The organism is Pseudomonas sp. F-14 TE3623 (assembly GCF_053629015.1).
Genome location: NZ_JBRJHM010000001.1, coordinates 4,335,561 through 4,351,339 on the forward strand (window position 1 = coordinate 4,335,561; position 15,779 = coordinate 4,351,339).

General features: G+C 56.8%; 16 protein-coding genes and 5 pseudogenes. 9 read left to right on the top strand and 12 right to left on the bottom strand.

Going from position 1 to position 15,779, the window contains the following annotated elements; all coding sequences use genetic code 11:
* Nucleotides 1-519: 519 nt before the first annotated feature.
* Nucleotides 520-711, top strand: a pseudogene (locus AB7M29_RS19985) (hypothetical protein); the annotation flags it as partial.
* Here AB7M29_RS19985 and AB7M29_RS19990 read toward each other — a convergent pair.
* From AB7M29_RS19990 to AB7M29_RS20000, 3 genes are read right to left on the bottom strand one after another with little or no spacing between them, the layout of a single operon-like run.
* A complete protein-coding gene (locus AB7M29_RS19990; RefSeq protein ID WP_454247654.1) occupies nt 708-1,685 on the bottom strand; it encodes a saccharopine dehydrogenase family protein in 978 nt (325 codons plus the stop codon). The pseudogene AB7M29_RS19985 and the gene AB7M29_RS19990 sit on opposite strands and share 4 nt — an antisense overlap.
* Complete coding sequence (locus AB7M29_RS19995) at nt 1,682-2,083, bottom strand: VOC family protein (RefSeq protein ID WP_217856202.1); 402 nt, start codon at nt 2,081-2,083, stop codon at nt 1,682-1,684. Before AB7M29_RS19995 ends, AB7M29_RS19990 begins: the two co-directional genes overlap by 4 nt.
* Before the next feature lie 29 nt (nt 2,084-2,112).
* Nucleotides 2,113-2,856 carry an SDR family NAD(P)-dependent oxidoreductase gene (locus tag AB7M29_RS20000; RefSeq protein ID WP_454247655.1) on the bottom strand — a complete coding sequence of 248 codons (744 nt, stop codon included), beginning with the start codon at nt 2,854-2,856 and terminating at the stop codon, nt 2,113-2,115.
* Between the two features lie 138 nt (nt 2,857-2,994).
* On the opposite strand from AB7M29_RS20000, the gene AB7M29_RS20005 reads away from it, so the two are divergent.
* Nucleotides 2,995-3,915 carry an AraC family transcriptional regulator N-terminal domain-containing protein gene (locus tag AB7M29_RS20005; RefSeq protein WP_454247656.1) on the top strand — a complete coding sequence of 307 codons (921 nt, stop codon included), beginning with the start codon at nt 2,995-2,997 and terminating at the stop codon, nt 3,913-3,915.
* A gap of 81 nt (nt 3,916-3,996) precedes the next feature.
* Here the strand turns inward: AB7M29_RS20005 and AB7M29_RS20010 are convergent, their stop codons facing one another.
* The 5 genes and pseudogenes from AB7M29_RS20010 to AB7M29_RS20030 form a co-directional block, all read right to left on the bottom strand.
* Entirely contained in the window at nt 3,997-4,200 is a 204-nt protein-coding gene (locus tag AB7M29_RS20010; protein WP_454247657.1) for a hypothetical protein, read from the bottom strand.
* A gap of 13 nt (nt 4,201-4,213) precedes the next feature.
* Nucleotides 4,214-4,852 carry a hypothetical protein gene (locus tag AB7M29_RS20015; protein WP_454247658.1) on the bottom strand — a complete coding sequence of 213 codons (639 nt, stop codon included), beginning with the start codon at nt 4,850-4,852 and terminating at the stop codon, nt 4,214-4,216.
* Nucleotides 4,853-4,940: 88 nt separating this feature from the next.
* Complete coding sequence (locus AB7M29_RS20020) at nt 4,941-5,300, bottom strand: hypothetical protein (RefSeq protein ID WP_454247659.1); 360 nt, start codon at nt 5,298-5,300, stop codon at nt 4,941-4,943.
* A pseudogene (locus tag AB7M29_RS20025) lies at nt 5,296-5,492 on the bottom strand (IS3 family transposase); the annotation flags it as partial. The pseudogene AB7M29_RS20025 and the gene AB7M29_RS20020, both read right to left, overlap by 5 nt.
* 124 nt (nt 5,493-5,616) lie before the next feature.
* Nucleotides 5,617-6,507: a LysR family transcriptional regulator gene (locus AB7M29_RS20030; protein ID WP_454247660.1), complete on the bottom strand. Its 891-nt coding sequence runs from the start codon at nt 6,505-6,507 to the stop codon at nt 5,617-5,619.
* A 138-nt stretch (nt 6,508-6,645) separates the two neighbouring features.
* On the opposite strand from AB7M29_RS20030, the gene AB7M29_RS20035 reads away from it, so the two are divergent.
* The 3 genes and pseudogenes from AB7M29_RS20035 to AB7M29_RS20045 all read left to right on the top strand — a co-directional run.
* Nucleotides 6,646-7,386 carry an SDR family oxidoreductase gene (locus tag AB7M29_RS20035; protein WP_454247661.1) on the top strand — a complete coding sequence of 247 codons (741 nt, stop codon included), beginning with the start codon at nt 6,646-6,648 and terminating at the stop codon, nt 7,384-7,386.
* A 35-nt stretch (nt 7,387-7,421) separates the two neighbouring features.
* Nucleotides 7,422-7,931, top strand: a complete 510-nt coding sequence (locus AB7M29_RS20040) for a DUF1097 domain-containing protein (protein WP_454247662.1) — start codon at nt 7,422-7,424, stop codon at nt 7,929-7,931.
* 27 nt (nt 7,932-7,958) lie between these two features.
* A pseudogene (locus AB7M29_RS20045) lies at nt 7,959-8,042 on the top strand (oxidoreductase); the annotation flags it as partial.
* 284 nt (nt 8,043-8,326) lie between these two features.
* On the opposite strand, the gene AB7M29_RS20050 reads toward AB7M29_RS20045, so the two are convergent.
* Nucleotides 8,327-9,232 (bottom strand): LysR substrate-binding domain-containing protein, encoded by a 906-nt coding sequence (locus tag AB7M29_RS20050; protein ID WP_454247663.1) that lies wholly within the window; start codon nt 9,230-9,232, stop codon nt 8,327-8,329.
* A 115-nt stretch (nt 9,233-9,347) separates the two neighbouring features.
* Here AB7M29_RS20050 and AB7M29_RS20055 point away from each other — a divergent pair, with 115 nt between their 5' ends.
* Together AB7M29_RS20055 and AB7M29_RS20060 are read left to right on the top strand one after the other, a co-directional pair.
* Entirely contained in the window at nt 9,348-10,190 is an 843-nt protein-coding gene (locus AB7M29_RS20055) for a type 1 glutamine amidotransferase domain-containing protein (RefSeq protein WP_454247664.1), read from the top strand.
* Between the two features lie 62 nt (nt 10,191-10,252).
* Nucleotides 10,253-10,474: pseudogene (locus AB7M29_RS20060) on the top strand (SDR family NAD(P)-dependent oxidoreductase); the annotation flags it as partial.
* Nucleotides 10,475-10,702: 228 nt separating this feature from the next.
* On the opposite strand, the gene AB7M29_RS20065 reads toward AB7M29_RS20060, so the two are convergent.
* Entirely contained in the window at nt 10,703-11,692 is a 990-nt protein-coding gene (locus AB7M29_RS20065) for an isopenicillin N synthase family dioxygenase (protein WP_217856221.1), read from the bottom strand.
* Nucleotides 11,693-12,053: 361 nt separating this feature from the next.
* Between AB7M29_RS20065 and AB7M29_RS20070 the strand changes: the two genes are divergently transcribed.
* Nucleotides 12,054-14,090, top strand: a complete 2,037-nt coding sequence (locus AB7M29_RS20070) for an oxidoreductase (RefSeq protein WP_454247665.1) — start codon at nt 12,054-12,056, stop codon at nt 14,088-14,090.
* Between the two features lie 19 nt (nt 14,091-14,109).
* Nucleotides 14,110-14,238, top strand: a pseudogene (locus tag AB7M29_RS20075) (VOC family protein); the annotation flags it as partial.
* Between the two features lie 66 nt (nt 14,239-14,304).
* Here the strand turns inward: AB7M29_RS20075 and AB7M29_RS20080 are convergent.
* Both AB7M29_RS20080 and AB7M29_RS20085 read right to left on the bottom strand, forming a co-directional pair.
* Nucleotides 14,305-15,081 carry a pyrroline-5-carboxylate reductase family protein gene (locus AB7M29_RS20080; RefSeq protein ID WP_454248740.1) on the bottom strand — a complete coding sequence of 259 codons (777 nt, stop codon included), beginning with the start codon at nt 15,079-15,081 and terminating at the stop codon, nt 14,305-14,307.
* A complete protein-coding gene (locus tag AB7M29_RS20085) occupies nt 15,071-15,778 on the bottom strand; it encodes a TetR/AcrR family transcriptional regulator (protein ID WP_217856225.1) in 708 nt (235 codons plus the stop codon). Before AB7M29_RS20085 ends, AB7M29_RS20080 begins: the two co-directional genes overlap by 11 nt.
* Nucleotide 15,779 lies beyond the last annotated feature (1 nt).

Here is a 15,779-nt window from a genome sequence, read left to right on the forward strand (position 1 = left end):
CGAACGCGGCACACCTCAAACGCTCCTGGGTTTCTAAATCAGGCATCACAGCTGCACACGGCCATGAAGTGACGCGTCACCTTACGCGTCTTGTCTTGAAAGCCAGTAGCCCGAATGCGCCACTGACGAGTCTGATTTCGACACGCATTGCGCGTATCGCGTGTGGTGCATTAACCGAAAAAAAAGAGACCGAAGTCTCTTTTCTTGTTTTTAGCTGACCATTACCACCCACTGCCAGCCGCGCAGAAGCCCAGGATCAGGATCAGGATCAGGACGATTTTTGTCCTACCTAACTTTGTTACCTGGGCAGAGCGAGCGTTATGCCAGCGTATATCTCAAGCCTGAGCAAAGAATCCGGTATTCTCAGCGATCAAAGCGGCTGGCTTCACCTTTCGCGGGCCACTCACTATCAGTATCTTGTTCGATATCTTCAGGTGCAGATGCTTGATCCAAGCTGGTTTCCCATTCGGTAGGGACCGGCTCGGGGGAGGCTTCTGGCAACCGCGGCTGGAGAATCGCGATGCGGCTTCAATCGCTTTCACGGTGGGTTATGAAAGCGCATCGCAATTCAGCCGTGAATATGCACGCCTGTTCGGGATGCTTCCGGCGCGCGATGCTGCCCGGTTCAGAACGCCCATTGTTTCTGGAGCGGCGTCGCCTCGAACGCAACGGCATTCCATGAGCGCGAAACCGATCATTGTCGCGCCCTAATCATCTGTGATTGTCGTCCCTGCAATCGTTCGCGCGAATCCGACGCCAAACACCCGCGCAGGCGTTTCAAAGCCTGGTTGCCGATCACCGTTCAGCACCCGGCGCGCAGCCTCCACTGCCGCCAACGGTGTGTAGGTGTAGCCGTTGACGGTCTCGATCACTGAACGCGCACGTGTGCCATCAGCGCCAATGACCTCAGCCACAGCACGGGCGCTATGAGCCTCTCGCTGTTCAGCACTTGGGCCGTCGGAAAGTTGTGACAGGCCGCCTTCAGGGAAGGCGTCGCCGGTGATGTTCACGAACATGGCGATATTGGGAATGCCGGTGGAGTGCCAGCCAGTGACCAGGTCACCGAAGGACAGCGGCGCGCACAGTGCCGGGCCGTCGCCAAAATCGAAGTGCCGGGGCTGCGCATCAGGTGTTGCAACCAGTTGCCCATCAACCCGCGCCAAGAGGCCCGCGCCAATGATCTCGCTGACACTTAAGGCCGATCCCCGCGACATGGCGCCAGCGACTTGTAGCGCAACGCTCAGCGACTTCGGCTCGCGCACACGGCGAGCAACATGCATCGCCAGGCAGTCTGTCGGCACCACGTCCCAGCCGACCCCAGGTAGCAACATGACACCTGCCTCAGCCGCCTGAGCGCCAAGCCGCTCCGCCAGCCGATAGACATTGATCTCGGCCGTGATGTCCAGATAGTCGACCTCGGCCTTGATACAGGCCTGCATCAAGGCGTCCGCCGTTTGAGCAAAAGGTCCTGCGAAATTCAGCAATACGCCGATGCCGTCCAGGGATTCGGCGGCTTGGGCATCAGGGGTGAACACTCGATAAGGCACACCCAGTTGCGCAGCGAGAGACGCCAGCCTTGCGCCATTGCGGCCAGCGATCACAACGTCCAGCCCCTGCGCTTTGGCATGCTCGGCAGCCATGCGGCCGGTATAGCCCGTCGCCCCATAGATCATTAATTTTTTCATTGGGCGTGCTGCCAGTTTTTGTAGACGAATTCGAGGCTGTAACCGTCCGGGTCAAGGACATTGGCGGCGTAGTAATGGGGGTCGTAATGCAGGCGTGCGCCAGGCGCACCGTTGTCGATAGCGCCATTGTCCATTGCTGCCGCGTAAGCTGCGTCGACCTCGGCCTTGCTGTTCGCCACGAAGCCAACGTGAACCGCCCGTCCCTCCACAACACCCTCGCGCAACCAGAAAAACACCCGGCCATTGGCACCGAAGCCCTTGAGATCCGGGTGGCCTGGCGGACCGTCCTTGCCGTCGTAATCAAGCCTGCCGGTAATGCCAAGCGGGGTCAGTGTCGCGGTGTAGAAACGGATGGAACGATCAACGTCGCTTACCGAGATAAAAATATGATCAAGCATTGCGGTTGCCTCACTATTCAGGTGCCGATTTAGATGGAGTACCCGCCCGCGACTTCGATCGTCTGAGCATTGATCCAGCGTGCTTCTTCGGACAGCAGCAGGGTGATAACGCGAGCGACATCCTCCGGCTCGCCCACCCGACCAAGGGCGGTTCGCGACACGAGTAGAGCCTCGAATTCGTCATTCAAACCGCCACCCAGTTCGGTGCGAATCGCCCCCGGTGAGACGGCATTGACCCGGATACGCCGAGGGCCGAACTCCTTGGCCATGTAACGGGTCAGCACGTCGAGTCCGCCCTTGAAAGCCGCATAAGGCGCAACACCCGCAGTGGCCACGCGGGTCGTGGCGCTGGTCAGGTTGACGATGCTGGCGCCCTCTCCCATCAGTGGCAGCAACGCTTGAGTCAGGAAAAACGGCCCTTTGAGGTGTACGTTCAGCAAGTCGTCAAACTGCGCCTCGGTGACCAATTCCAGGGGATTGAACAAACCATGGCCCGCGTTGTTCACCAGCCCGCCGAGGGTTGCCACACCCCAGGTTTCCTGCAACGTCAGTTGCACCGCTTCTCGGAAGCTGTCGAACCGCTTCACATCAGCGACATCCAGCTCAAGCGCCACTGCCTTGCCGCCCGATGCCTGGATACGCTGGACGACAGCGTTTGCTGAATCAATATTGCTCTTGTAGGTCAGGATGACCCCCATACCGCGCCGAGCGCAGTGTTCGGCGGTACTGGCGCCGATGCCTCGGCTGCCTCCGGTAATGACGATAACGCTCATTCGCTGCTCCAGGATCACTGAGATGAGTCACCACAGTAACCATCGCCGTTGCCACGAGCGCAGCCGTTCCTACTTCAATCCTGCCTGTTTCTGCTTTTTGCTTGCCTGGGCGTATCAGCCTGAGTTCAGATGTTCCCCATGACAAACCAACTGAATGAACTTCGCGCGCTGGCTGCCCGGGCCGAAAACCGCCGCACGGAGACGGGCATCCCCCGCGTCGCCATGGTCCAGGGCGAAATCCCTGAGCACCTGCTGGCCGCGGTTTACGAGCCGATGATCAACCTGATCCTGCAAGGCAGTAAATCAATGACCATCGGAGACCGTACGCTTCGCTATGACCCGGCGACCTATTTCGTCATGTCCATCGAGTTGCCTGCGGTCGGTCAAGTACACCCTGCTGCTTCCGGTGAGCCTTATCTGGCAGTCAGCCTGACACTCGAGCCGACGATCCTGGCGACTCTGCTGGCCGACCTGCCAAAGCCCACCGGGCATTACGACAAGGAAGCAGGCTTTTCGGTAGCCGCTGTCACGCCCGACCTGATGGACGCTTGGGTGCGGTTGCTGCGTTTGATGGGCCGACCGGAGGAAATTGCGGCCCTGGCACCTGTCTACGAACGGGAGATTCTGTACCGTGTTTTGCAAGGGCCTCACGGCTGGATGCTGCGTGATATTGCGGCACCCGATAGCGCCATGGCTCGGGTCAGCCTGGCTATCCAGTACATTCGTCGAGACTTCGCCAAGCCCATCCGTGTGGAGACACTGGCGCAACAAGCGGCGATGAGCGTATCGGCCTTTCACCGGCACTTCAAAGCCGTCACGGCGCTGAGCCCGTTGCAGTATCAAAAAAGGGTTCGCTTGCTTCAGGCGCGGACGCTGCTGGTGGCCAATGCCAAAAGTGTCACGAGTGCAGCGTTCGAGGTCGGCTATGAAAGCGCTACGCAATTTAGCCGCGATTACGCACGGATCTTTGGCTTATCACCAGCACGAGATGCAGCAAGGATTCTTGGGGAAACCCGAGGCGTGACAAGACAGGAAAAAATGGCTTTTAACCGGGAATGAGTTGTCCCTTGATGAGAGACAGCAATCAGCCAGCAGCTGTCAGTCGACTGTCTTGATTGAGGTGGTTAAGCAGGCGTGTTTTCAGGTGCAGGGCTTGGCGCACGACAGAATTATCCCCATGGAGCTGGTCATATCGAGCAAGGTGTTGTAACGCGAGACCTTACCCGCATCACCCGTCGCCTCCAGTGATTTGTTCAGTTGGTCCTTCGCTTTGCCCAACTCATCCAGCATTTCCGGGAGCGTTTGCGTCGTTTCACTTGCTGCCTGCTGTGAACCTTGTGCCATTTCAAACTCCCTCTTACTTAATGATCGCGTACACGCCCGGACGGGATAACAAATACAACCAGGCCGCAGACCTTTTGCCTTGAGCGGCCCTGACCAGCAGCGCCATATGCGCCAGATAACCTCTGGCCATCGATGGGTGCGCTGCAAAATAACGATGACACTCAGGGGTTCTTAACGAGAAAACCAGCCCGCCTGATGCTTCAATCTTTTCCAATCGCTGTTCGGCAAAACGCTTTGCATCCGCCATCGGCAACGTAGAGAGATACTCGTTATCCTTGATAACCACGGATGTTTCATATTTCGCTGGGCACGGCTGCGCTTGCAGAACGTTGTAACGTGCATACTGCTCAACGGTATTCCTCGCGGCCCGCACATCCGCGGTATTGATCATCAGAAAATTAGCGACGGTCAAACTGGTGGTCACGCACGCGTCGTTCATGTCCTGGCAAAGGTTCAACGCTCGGATGCGGTCGTACATCTGTTCATCTGGCGACAGGTGCAGCGACTTTATGTAAAGCGCATCGCTTTCAGGTAAGAAGGTTTCAGAAGCGCTCAGGTTTTCTGCACCGCCGACAAGTTCTACAACCCAGCGCACTTTCTGCGACTCGAAAAACAGCCAGAGGCCATAACCCGCCAGCACGACCGCTAGCATGCAGAACGTCATGAGCAAGTATATTTTTTTCGTCCTGTGCACATCACACTCCAGCGAATAGAAAGTTCAACCACTGAATGCCTACCGTCTATTCCGATAGCGCATTCCATACCAGCCCGACGATAAGAAAAAAGCCATGAGAGGCGACGGAAACCACGGAGGTCCAAACTGCCGCTTTTTTAAAGCGGTCGTTATTGGCCAGATAACCGCCTGCCATCAACAGCGCCCCTATCCAACCCGCCAGCGAAACCGCACTGATTGTACGAACGAGCAGAAGCGCTTGCTGTGCAATTGATACGTCCAGCCCGTATATCTCGTTGAGCTTGGCCGCCAGTTCCGGCTCTAACGCAACGGCTGCCCGCTCTCCAATTGCGTTGCCGCCCTCGCGAAAACTGTCAAGCGCGCTTTGTGGCAGGTCTTTAATCCCCTCCAGCAGGCCATCAATCAACCGGCTCGTGGACGCTCAGCCGATTGATCAGCGCGTACGCTCGTGACCTTCCGACATCAAGAGCGCGGTAGCCTTTTTTAATATCGATTTTTCCCGTTCAAGACGGGCGATTCGTGCTTCCAGCTCCTGGATTTTCTGCTGCTCCGATGTCAGCGCTTTGCTCTGCGGAGTGACCCTGTGGCGTTCCTTCTGGCGTTCGGTGTTCATGCGAACCAACCCTGACCACTGCCTTATATAGAGTGACGACCACCCAGTCTCTTGCTGTGGTAGAGAAAAGCCGCCGCATACTAGCGATCCTGGCGCTCAGCGCTCGACCTCAAGATGCCTTGGCAAATATCTCGCCCAACCAGTCCACAAATACCCGTACTCGTGGCGACATGTGGCGGTTGTGCGGGTACAGCACGGAAACCGGCATCGGCGGCGGCGGAGTGTCGATGAGGATTTCCTGCACCAACCCCTGGGAAATCTGCGTCGCCATGCGGTAGTGCGGGCACTGGATCAACCCCAACCCGGCAATCGCCGATGCCGCATAGATTTCTGCGCCGAATACTGATAACTCGCCATCAATGGTCACTTCCCTCAGCTCACCATCAACCATGAACTCAAATGGAAACTGCTTGGCAGTGGTGCGCGAAACATAGTTCACCGCGTGGTGACGGCTCAAATCAGCAAGGCTTTTCGGTTCGCCGTATTTGCGCAGGTATGCGGGGCTGGCACAGGTGATTTGCCGCAGGTTGGCAACACGTTTTCCGATCAGCGCGGAGTCGCTCAGAGTGCCGGCGCGCAGCACACAATCGACGCCTTCGGCAATCAGGTCGACATAACGGTCGGCCTCGCTGATGGACAACTCGATATCCGGATAACGGGCCATGAATTGCGGTAATGCAGGGATCACGAAGTGCTTGGCCAAGGTGCCGTGCAGGTCTACCCGCAGCCGCCCTTTCGGCGCAACACCGCGAAACGCCAGTTCGGCCTCTTCCAACTCCGCCAGCAACTGAACGCAGCGCAGGTAATACGCCTCACCATCCAGCGTCGGACGGACCTTGCGCGTACTGCGCTCTAGCAAACGTGTCCCCAGCCAGGCTTCGAACTGATTCAGCGTGTGAGTCAACGTCGCCCGAGGCAGATTCAGGTCATCCGCCGCCAGCGTAAAGCTGCTGCGCTCGTAGATCCGCACAAACACCTTCATTGCTTTGACTTGATCCACATTGAATTCCTGGCTTTTCGATTGTTGGCAATTATTGAATAGAAAAGCCAACTCTCATGCATTTATCACCTTAAGTAAACATGTGAATCTAGCTTCACACCGAGCAAAACAACCCATTATTTCAAAGGAATCACCACTATGACGACTCAAACGTCGAAAGTAGCCATCGTAACCGGCGCCTCTCGCGGTATCGGCGCGGTCATCGCCAAACAACTGGCCAGTGAGGGTTTCGCTGTCGCCATCAACTATGCCAGCAGCGTTACGGAAGCTTCAAAACTGGTAGCCGAACTGCATGAGGCCGGTCACCAGGCCATAGCGATCAAGGCGGATGTGGCCAACGCTGACGACATTCGTCGTATGTTTGATGAAACCGAAGCGCAATTGGGCAAGGTCGATGTGCTGGTAAACAACGCCGGCATCCTCAAGGTGCTGCCACTAGCGCAACACAGCGACGAACTGTTTGACCAGAATTTCAACATCCACACTCGCGGCACCTTCAACACGCTGCGTGAAGCCGCCACTCGCCTGAACAACGGCGGGCGGATCATCAACTTCTCCAGCAGCACCGTCGGCATGAATCTGCCGGGCTATGCGGTGTACATCGCCAGCAAAGCAGCGGTGGAGTCCCTGACTCAGGTGTTCGCCAAGGAAATGCGCGGTCGCAATATCACCGTCAATGCGGTTGCACCGGGCCCGGTTGCGACGGATCTGTTCCTGCACGGCAAGAGTGAAGAGCAGATCCAGACCTTCGCCAAGATGGCCCCACTGGAACGCCTGGCTCAGCCAGAAGATATCTCCCGCGTCGTGTCCTTCCTGGTCGGCCCTGACTCGGCCTGGGTCAACGGGCAAATCCTGCGCGTTAACGGCGGCCTCGTCTGAGCCGTCTCACCCCCTAGGTTAAAGGAGATCCGACCATGAGCCAGCCAGCCAACACCCCTACCCGTACCGGGCAATCGAAGCTGATGTTCACGCTGTTCACCGCGGTGGCCGCTGCCACCGCTGCACTCGCGGCGGGCTCCAGCATGCTGCTGACCCTGCCGGTCTGGGCGATGTTTGTCGGTTGGGTGGCGTTCTTCAGCCGCGGCCTGACCTTGCGTGACGGCCTGGCGAACCTCGGTTGCGTGCTTATAGGCATCGCCTTCGGCATGGGAGCGGCAATGAGCATCGGCGCATTGGCACCCACTCTAGGCATGTTTGCGCTGCCATTGGTGGTATTTGTGGTGGCGATGATTGTAGTGTCGCTGCGAGCCGTCCGGACGATGAACAACATCGTCGCCTACTTCCTCGGCCTGATTGCTTACTTTGCCTCGCACCTGGCGCCATCAATGGAAAGCTTCGCCGAACTGGGTGCCGCCGGTGCCATCGGCTCTTTCGCCGGCTGGTTGTCCCACGCCGTACAACAACGTCTTCCCCGTCATGCCTGAAACCACCACTTTGCAGAGGTCAATAACATGAAATCGATCATCTTAATTACCGGTGCTTCCAGTGGTTTTGGTGCACTCACCGCACGCGCGCTTGCCGACGCCGGCCACACTGGATTTCTATATCAACAAGGTCGGTTTCACCGTGTCCGACGATGTCGTCGATGAGGGCAACGGTGCGCTGATGACCACTTTCAGGTTTTGCTGTGAACGCTGGCTACTTTGTTGCATCGCACTCACCGCTTTCTCTGTCCTCGCCTGTACCGCTCTGACCACCAAGTCGACGCTAGTTGGGTGGACTTATCACCGATCTGCTTGATTGCAGTACGCAGGTTGTCTTGCATCGTTGCCAACGCTGCCAGCCAACGCAGGCCTCATCCCGATAGTTTTGCTGGATATCAGGCTTGGGTGCTGTCCAGGATGAATTCAATCAGCGCCCGGGATGCGGCCGATAATTGCCGGTGAGGCGGGTAAATAATCGAGAATGGCCGACTGCGTCCGCTCAACTGCGGAAGTATTTCCACCAATTGCCCCCGCTGCATTCTGTCCCGGATAACGAAGTCATAGGTCTGGCAGATGCCCAGACCGCTTTCGGCCAACGAAACGATGCCGAGGACATCATCCAAAACCTGCACATTGGCTTGCGGCAGCCATTCGATATTTTTTTGATCAAGGCAGAATAACCACGGCCCGATTTTGCCGCTGCTGGGCATAATGAACGGCAGGCAAACGTGCTCGCCTAACATCTCAAGCGTCGTAGGGACGCCGGCGCGTGCCAGGTATTGGGGAGATGCGACCAGGCAGAGCCGTGCATCTTCCAGCTTGCGCCCCACCAGACCACTGTCCGGCAACTGCCCCAGGCGAATCGCCAGATCGTAGCCTTCGGCGACCAGGTCGACATTGCGATTGGTGATGCTCAGCTCCACCCGCACAGCTGGGTATTGCCGGGCAAAGGCACTGAGCAGCGACGGCAGACGATGATGCCCGTAAGTCGTCGGCACGCTCATCCGAACGCGCCCGCTCAACTCGCCTTCCTGGCCGAGAATGCTGCGCTCCACCTCTTCGATCTGCGCAAACGCCGAACGAGTCTGTTCCAGATACAACTTACCAGCGTCGGTCAGGCTGAGCCTGCGAGTAGTGCGTCGCAACAATTGCACGCCAAGACGCGATTCAAGCCTGGTCAACGCACGACTAAGCACCGAAGGCGTGGTCGCCAAGGCGACGGCAGCAGCACTAACGGTCCCCTGCTCAACTACGCGAATAAAAGCTTCCACATCGCCAAGATGGTCAAATCTACGAGGCATTATTGCTTTCCAAGTCCAAATGAATTCCATTGGCGGTAGTTTATCGCCATAACACACATCAATAGAGTATCCAGGCAGGGGCGGCAAGTGTTCGCCCAACTACTTTGGACGCGACATGAAAACATTGACCCGTATTGCATTGGCCGCAACCCTCGCCAGCACCAGCCTGGCGGCCAGCGCGGACAACGTGCTTGTAGTGCTTTCCGATTCGGCGAAACTCGATTTGAAGGACGGCAAGGTCTTTGCGACCGGATTTTACCTGAACGAGCTTTTGCAACCGGTGAAAATGCTGCTCGACGCCGGTCATAACATCACCTTTGCGACCCCGAACGGTGACGTGCCGACGGTGGACAAGACATCCATCGACAAAATGTACTTCAACAATGACGGAGCAGCACTTCAGACCTATAAAGACTTGCTCGATCAACTGAAACTGACCCAATCAGAACAGTCGCCAGTCATCAGCCTTTCCCGGGTGGAACAGATCGGCTACGCGCACTTTGATGCGGTCTACATTCCCGGCGGCCATGCACCCATGCAGGATCTGCTCCACAGCCGTCCGCTGGGTCGCTTGCTGGCGGATTTCCATGCACAAGGCAAGACCACCGCACTCGTCTGCCATGGTCCGATCGCCCTGCTCTCGACCTTGCCTGATGCCGAAAACTTTACCCAACAACTCCAGACTGCGAAGCCGGCAAAGGGTCGCGCCGACTGGATCTATGCGGGCTACAAGATGACCGTTATCAGCAACAAGGAAGAGGAAGAAGCCAAAGGTCTGCTCAACGGTGGCGCCATGAAGTTCTACCCGCAAACGGCGCTGGAAAAAGCCGGTGGGGTGTACCGCAGCAACGCTTCGAATTGGACGCCTAATGTGGTCATCGATCGCGAGTTGATCACGGGCCAGAATCCGAACTCGGCCATAGAGGTCGGCAAAGCATTGCTCGCTCGACTGAAATAACACGTCTGCCGCACCGCGCTATTCCCTGGCCCCGGATGTTGCCGGGTATTTGGAGCACTGCAATGACAACTCGCATTTTCCTGATCACCGGAGCCAGCAAAGGCATCGGGCGCGCGCTCGCGGCTCAATTGTTCCAGGCGGGCCACCATGTTGTGGGCATCGCTCGCAACAGTTTGGATCGGCACTTTCCCGGCACGCCTTGCAGAACGCAAGCATTGCTACCGGGAATACGCAACCGAAGTTGGGGAAGGATCGTCAACATCTCCAGCCTGACTCTTAATGGGAAAGCGCTGCTGAACATCTTGACTTAATGGTCAGACCTAGTGAGGAGTCAATGACCCTCCATCAAGGCGATTCTTATATCTGGGTATTGCTTGATCCTACGAGCGTGCCTCCCGGCACCAATTTACCTGGGACAAGCCTTGGTCTCTCGACGAATTGGTGATTGCAATAACCTCACTGCTATTACTCAACAATACCTAAATCAGGCATTAGCGTAGCCAGAAAAGCGATCATACCTTCTCGATTTCTTGAAGATGCGCATAGCTATCTACGAAACGCTTAAATTTGTGCTTACCACAAGTGTACGCTTCGTACTTCGCGGGTAGAGCCTCACTCACGCAGGTTGGCACAGGTTCAACAACCGCATCGAAATCCAAATCAATAAAGAACGGTATTGAATAACGCTCCAGGCCGCTGGTATTGATGACACGATGCATTGTCGAGGTGTAGCGATCATTGGTGAGGGTTTGAACCAAATCACCAATATTGACGATAAAAGTGCCTTCAACGGGTGGTGCAGTAACCCACTCCCCTGCACGGTTCCTGACTTGCAAACCGCCAACTGCATCTTGGGATAGGACCGTCAAGAAACCATAGTCCGTGTGTGCCCCAATACCGATCTCCTCTTGGGAAACCCTTCCGATCTGGGGCGGGTAACGCAAAATCCGTTGAATAGTGATGGGCTTACGCTGAAGATGTTCAAAGTAATCTTGTGGTAAACCCAAGCTCAGCGCGATCCCGCCAATAAGCATTCGCGCGAGTGCCAATACAGAGGAATGGTAATCTTCGGCAACCTTCTCAAATTGCGGCAGTACAGATGGCATTTGATTAGGACCAAAGAATGGAGAGACCTCATCATAATGAGCTCCGCAATCAAAACACTCTTTGAAATCGCGAGTATTAGCAGGGTCTACGTTTTCCGCGTACATCGGTATATAACCACGTAGCGTGAGCCCGGAATTCACGACATTAAGCTTGTTCTTCTCCTCATAAGGAAGCTTGAAAAAACTTTTGGTAAGCGCATACATCTCATCTATTAACTGCTGGTCAATGCCATGGTTTTTTATATAAAAAAACCCCACCTTTTCGCATGCATCACCTATTTGACTTGCCACCTTCAGTGGATTTTCGCCGTTTATGAGCGACGATATGTCTATGACCGGAATTTCAGTGAAAGCTGTTTGTTTGCTAGCCAAGCGAATATCAAATAACTCTGTCACCTATGCTCTCCTTTTCCGAAATATCAATAAGGCAGAAGATTTAGAAAGCACGACTGTACCCTCTTCAATCCCACTGAATCACACCTGAACCGTCACCTATAACACCCACGTTCACGTCCGCCTCAACGAGTGCGGTTTGCCGCTGCGCGCACTTTCATCACGCCGCGGGCACTGACCGCTCAATGCGATGGCAGCCAGGCGCGTACGAATCCAATCAGCCCGGGTTTTGATGGATGTTAATCCTGGATTTTTTGGCACGCAAGCAAAATGTACACATGTGTCACCAATCGTTGACACAGGTGTACATTTATCCTAATTTTAAGTCACCGAGCCCGATGAAGCCACTTTGGAGCGCACCACGATGTCCAGCGATCCCTTGCTGCAACCCTATAAAATCAAGAATCTGACCCTCAGAAACCGGATCATGACCACCTCCCATGAACCGGCCTACCCTGTGGACGGCATGCCCAAGGATCTCTACCGCGCCTACCACGTGGAGCGCGCCAAAGCCGGTGTCGCACTGACTATGACTGCCGGTTCCGCTGCCGTTTCCCGAGACAGCCCGCCGGTGTTCAACAACGTGCTGGCCTACAAGGACGAAGTGGTCGGTTGGTTGAAGGACCTGACCGATGAGTGCCACGAACATGGCGCGGCAGTGATGATCCAGTTGACTCACCTGGGCCGTCGCACCCGCTGGGACAAGGCCGACTGGTTGCCGGTGGTATCGCCATCACACCGTCGCGAGGCTTCGCACCGCTCCTTCCCGAAGAAAATGGAGGAATGGGACATTGAGCGGATCATCAAGGACTATATAGACGCCGCGGAGCGCATGAAGGCGGCAGGTCTCGATGGTCTGGAGCTTCAGGCTTACGGGCATTTGATGGACCAGTTCTGGTCACCGTTGACCAATGACCTCGACGGGCCTTACGGCGGTTCGCTGGAAAACCGCATGCGTTTTACCTTCGACATCTTGCGTGGCATCCGCCAGCGGGTAGGCGAAGATTTTCTGCTGGGAGTTCGCTACACCGGTGATGAAGAATTGCCCGGTGGCTTCACTGCCAGCGAGGGCATGCAGATTTCTCACATGCTCAAGGACAGCGGACTGGTCGACTTCCTGAACGTCGTGCGCGGTCACATCGATACGGATGCAGGGCTGACCGATGTCATCCCGATTCAGGGTATGCGCAACTCGCCCCATCTCGACTTCGCTGGCGAGATCCGCTCGTCGACAGGCTTTCCGACTTTCCACGCTGCGAAGATTCCCGATGTGGCCACGGCGCGCTACGCGATTGCCTCGGGGAAAGTGGACATGGTGGGCATGACCCGCGCGCACATGACCGATCCGCACATCGTGCGCAAAATCATCGAGAAGCGCGAAGAAGACATTCGCCCGTGCGTGGGTGCCAACTACTGTCTGGATCGTATCTACCAAGGCGGCGCGGCCTATTGCATCCACAACGCGGCGACGGGTCGGGAAACCACCATGCCTCACGACATTCCCAAAGCCGCCGTCAAGCGTAAGGTGCTGGTGGTCGGTACCGGCCCAGCTGGGCTGGAGGCGGCGCGGGTCGCCGGTGAGCGCGGCCATGATGTAACGGTGCTTGAGGCGGCTGACCAACCTGGCGGGCAGATTCGTCTGACTGCGCTGAGTGAGCGTCGTCGCGAGATGATCAGCATCATTGATTGGCGAATGGCGCAATGCGAACGGCTGGGGGTGAAGTTTCACTTCAATACCTGGGCCGAGGCCGACACCGTGCAAGCCTTCGAGCCTGACGTGGTCATCGTTGCGACCGGCGGCCTACCGGATACCGAGGTGCTCCGCGTGGGCAACGAACTCGTGGTTTCAACCTGGGACATCATTTCCGGTGACATCAAGCCCGGTCGCAACGTACTGATCTTCGACGATGCCGGGGATCATGCCGCCCTGCAGGCTGCCGAGGTCATCGCGCAAAGCGGTGCGACCGTGGAGATCGTCACCCCTGACCGCTCGTTTGCACCTGAAGTCATGGCCATGAACCTGGTGCCCTACATGCGCAGCCTGCAGGACCTGGACGTCATCTTCACCGTCACCTACCGGGTCGATACAGTGGAAAAACGTGATGGCGGGCTCGTTGCAACCTTTGGCAGCGATTACGGACAGGTCCACAAGCAGCGCGTGGTCGATCAGGTGGTCGTCAACCACGGCACCCTTCCCCTGGACGACTTGTACTTTGACCTGCGTCCTTTCTCCACCAATGGCGGCGCGGTAGAGCAGCATGACCTGATCGCCGGCACGGCACAGAACATCGTCACCAATCCCGAAGGACGCTTCCAGCTGTTCCGAATCGGCGACGCCGTGTCTGCTCGCAACACCCACGCGGCCATCTACGACGCTTTGCGCCTGGTGAAAGAAATCTGAATACGTGCCTCCATCTTTAGCACTCACCGCCGGTGGTACCTGTGAAGGCCAACCGGGTTCGCGTAACTGGGCTGAAAATGCCTATGCCGCTTACGCCCGAGACCCGGATGGCAACAAGCTGGCGGTCTATTGCTTCAAGGCCGAGTAAGCGTAACCGTCTGATGCCTAAAACCATGAAGGCCCTTCAAAGGGCCTTCATTGCTTATCTCTTCGGCTACATGCCTTTGCGGGCAATCTCAGCGCCTGCCTGCACCGCTCGCCCCACAATCGCCTCAATGTTCTGATCGGCCATCGACCGCAGCGCTGCCGCCGTCACGCCACGGTAAGCCATCAATGACTCAATCATTTGCCGCGGATCGCGGCTGGCAAGCATCTGGCCGCCCCCCACCACTACGCCTTGTGCAGCGCGCTGCGCGATGGCAAGAGGGATTCCCGCAGCCACCGCCTGATTAGTCAGTGCCATTTGCAACATTGCCGGAAAGGCCGGCCCAGTCCCAGACAACGCACTGAGATAATCAATACAGTCTTCATCAGGCACTTCGTCCGCCGAACCTACGCACTCGAACAGTCGCTGCACCCACTGGCGGTCGAGTTCAACAAGGTTTCCGACACCGTACCAGGGTGTGAACGACTGCCTGATTTCCACGGCCGCATTCGGCATGGCCCGCACCACGACATCCGCACCGGTGGCCGCGCTGATGGCTGCCGCCGGAACTCCGGCCATCAGAGAAATCACTAGCTTGCCGCGGGCGTTGATCAGCAGTTCGCGAAACTGCTCCGGCCGGATGGACAGCACGACAATATCGCTGAGGTCCACCAACTGCTGGTTGTCGGCCAACAGTCTCACGCCTGGCTCGAAGGTACTGACGCCTGAGCGGTTCGAGATCAACAAACGTTCAGGCTTGATGAAACCGCTTTCAAGGAGCGCCTCGGCAATTGCACGCCCGAGCCAGCCGGTGCCCCCAATGATGCCCAGAGTTCTATTCTCCATCGGCAGCGGACGCCTCGAATGTTTCGACCAAGGGAACGAAAACACCAGGCTCTTTTTCTGCGTAGCCGAACTTTCCATAAAAGCGATCCAGCTCGCGCCTCTTCGGTACTTTGCCGGTAAACACGCTCACGTACTGAGGAATCCGTCGAAATCGAACGACGATATCTTCATTGGTTTTCATGGAGATGTAGCCGATCTGTGTGAGGTAGATCGTCCTGGCCCGAACGTCAGCCCCCTCGCCGTCGTAGCCAAACCGTCGGAACATCGCGGCCAGGGCGTTCATCCGCGCCTCATCGGCTAAAGCGATTTCAGCTTTGACCTCGTCCGATTGCAGCGCCCAACTGCGCACAGCAAATTCGAACTGCGAGTCGAACAGCTCAGGGTTCACCCAGCACTCGAAGACGTTGAGAATCGCTTCGGAGATACTTTCTGCGTAACTCTCGCATTGGCTGACCATACCGCCGGTGTTCTTGTCCTTCCAGCGGGCCAGGAGCGCCGCGAGCAACTGCTCCCGGTCTTCATAGAACCAGTAGAAGCTGGTGCGAGACAAATTCAAGCGTTTGGCCAGCGGCATCACCCGCACAGCATCAACACCCGACTCTTTAAGAGCTTCGTAGGCGGCGTCCAGCCAACCATCGACGGAGCCTCGCCAGCCTGCGTCCTGCGCTTTGGTTTTCGCCCTTCCTGTCTGCGACATT

What these genes read in the sequence shown, in the direction of transcription:
- AB7M29_RS19990 (WP_454247654.1), bottom strand. Translation starts at nt 1,685, where the DNA reads ATGAAAAAATTAATGATCTATGGGGCGACGGGCTATACCGGCCGCATG.
- AB7M29_RS19995 (WP_217856202.1), bottom strand. Translation starts at nt 2,083, where the DNA reads ATGCTTGATCATATTTTTATCTCGGTAAGCGACGTTGATCGTTCCATC.
- AB7M29_RS20000 (WP_454247655.1), bottom strand. Translation starts at nt 2,856, where the DNA reads ATGAGCGTTATCGTCATTACCGGAGGCAGCCGAGGCATCGGCGCCAGT.
- AB7M29_RS20005 (WP_454247656.1), top strand. Translation starts at nt 2,995, where the DNA reads ATGACAAACCAACTGAATGAACTTCGCGCGCTGGCTGCCCGGGCCGAA.
- AB7M29_RS20010 (WP_454247657.1), bottom strand. Translation starts at nt 4,200, where the DNA reads ATGGCACAAGGTTCACAGCAGGCAGCAAGTGAAACGACGCAAACGCTC.
- AB7M29_RS20015 (WP_454247658.1), bottom strand. Translation starts at nt 4,852, where the DNA reads ATGCTAGCGGTCGTGCTGGCGGGTTATGGCCTCTGGCTGTTTTTCGAG.
- AB7M29_RS20035 (WP_454247661.1), top strand. Translation starts at nt 6,646, where the DNA reads ATGACGACTCAAACGTCGAAAGTAGCCATCGTAACCGGCGCCTCTCGC.
- AB7M29_RS20040 (WP_454247662.1), top strand. Translation starts at nt 7,422, where the DNA reads ATGAGCCAGCCAGCCAACACCCCTACCCGTACCGGGCAATCGAAGCTG.
- AB7M29_RS20050 (WP_454247663.1), bottom strand. Translation starts at nt 9,232, where the DNA reads ATGCCTCGTAGATTTGACCATCTTGGCGATGTGGAAGCTTTTATTCGC.
- AB7M29_RS20055 (WP_454247664.1), top strand. Translation starts at nt 9,348, where the DNA reads ATGAAAACATTGACCCGTATTGCATTGGCCGCAACCCTCGCCAGCACC.
- AB7M29_RS20070 (WP_454247665.1), top strand. Translation starts at nt 12,054, where the DNA reads ATGTCCAGCGATCCCTTGCTGCAACCCTATAAAATCAAGAATCTGACC.
- AB7M29_RS20080 (WP_454248740.1), bottom strand. Translation starts at nt 15,081, where the DNA reads ATGGAGAATAGAACTCTGGGCATCATTGGGGGCACCGGCTGGCTCGGG.
- AB7M29_RS20085 (WP_217856225.1), bottom strand. Translation starts at nt 15,778, where the DNA reads ATGTCGCAGACAGGAAGGGCGAAAACCAAAGCGCAGGACGCAGGCTGG.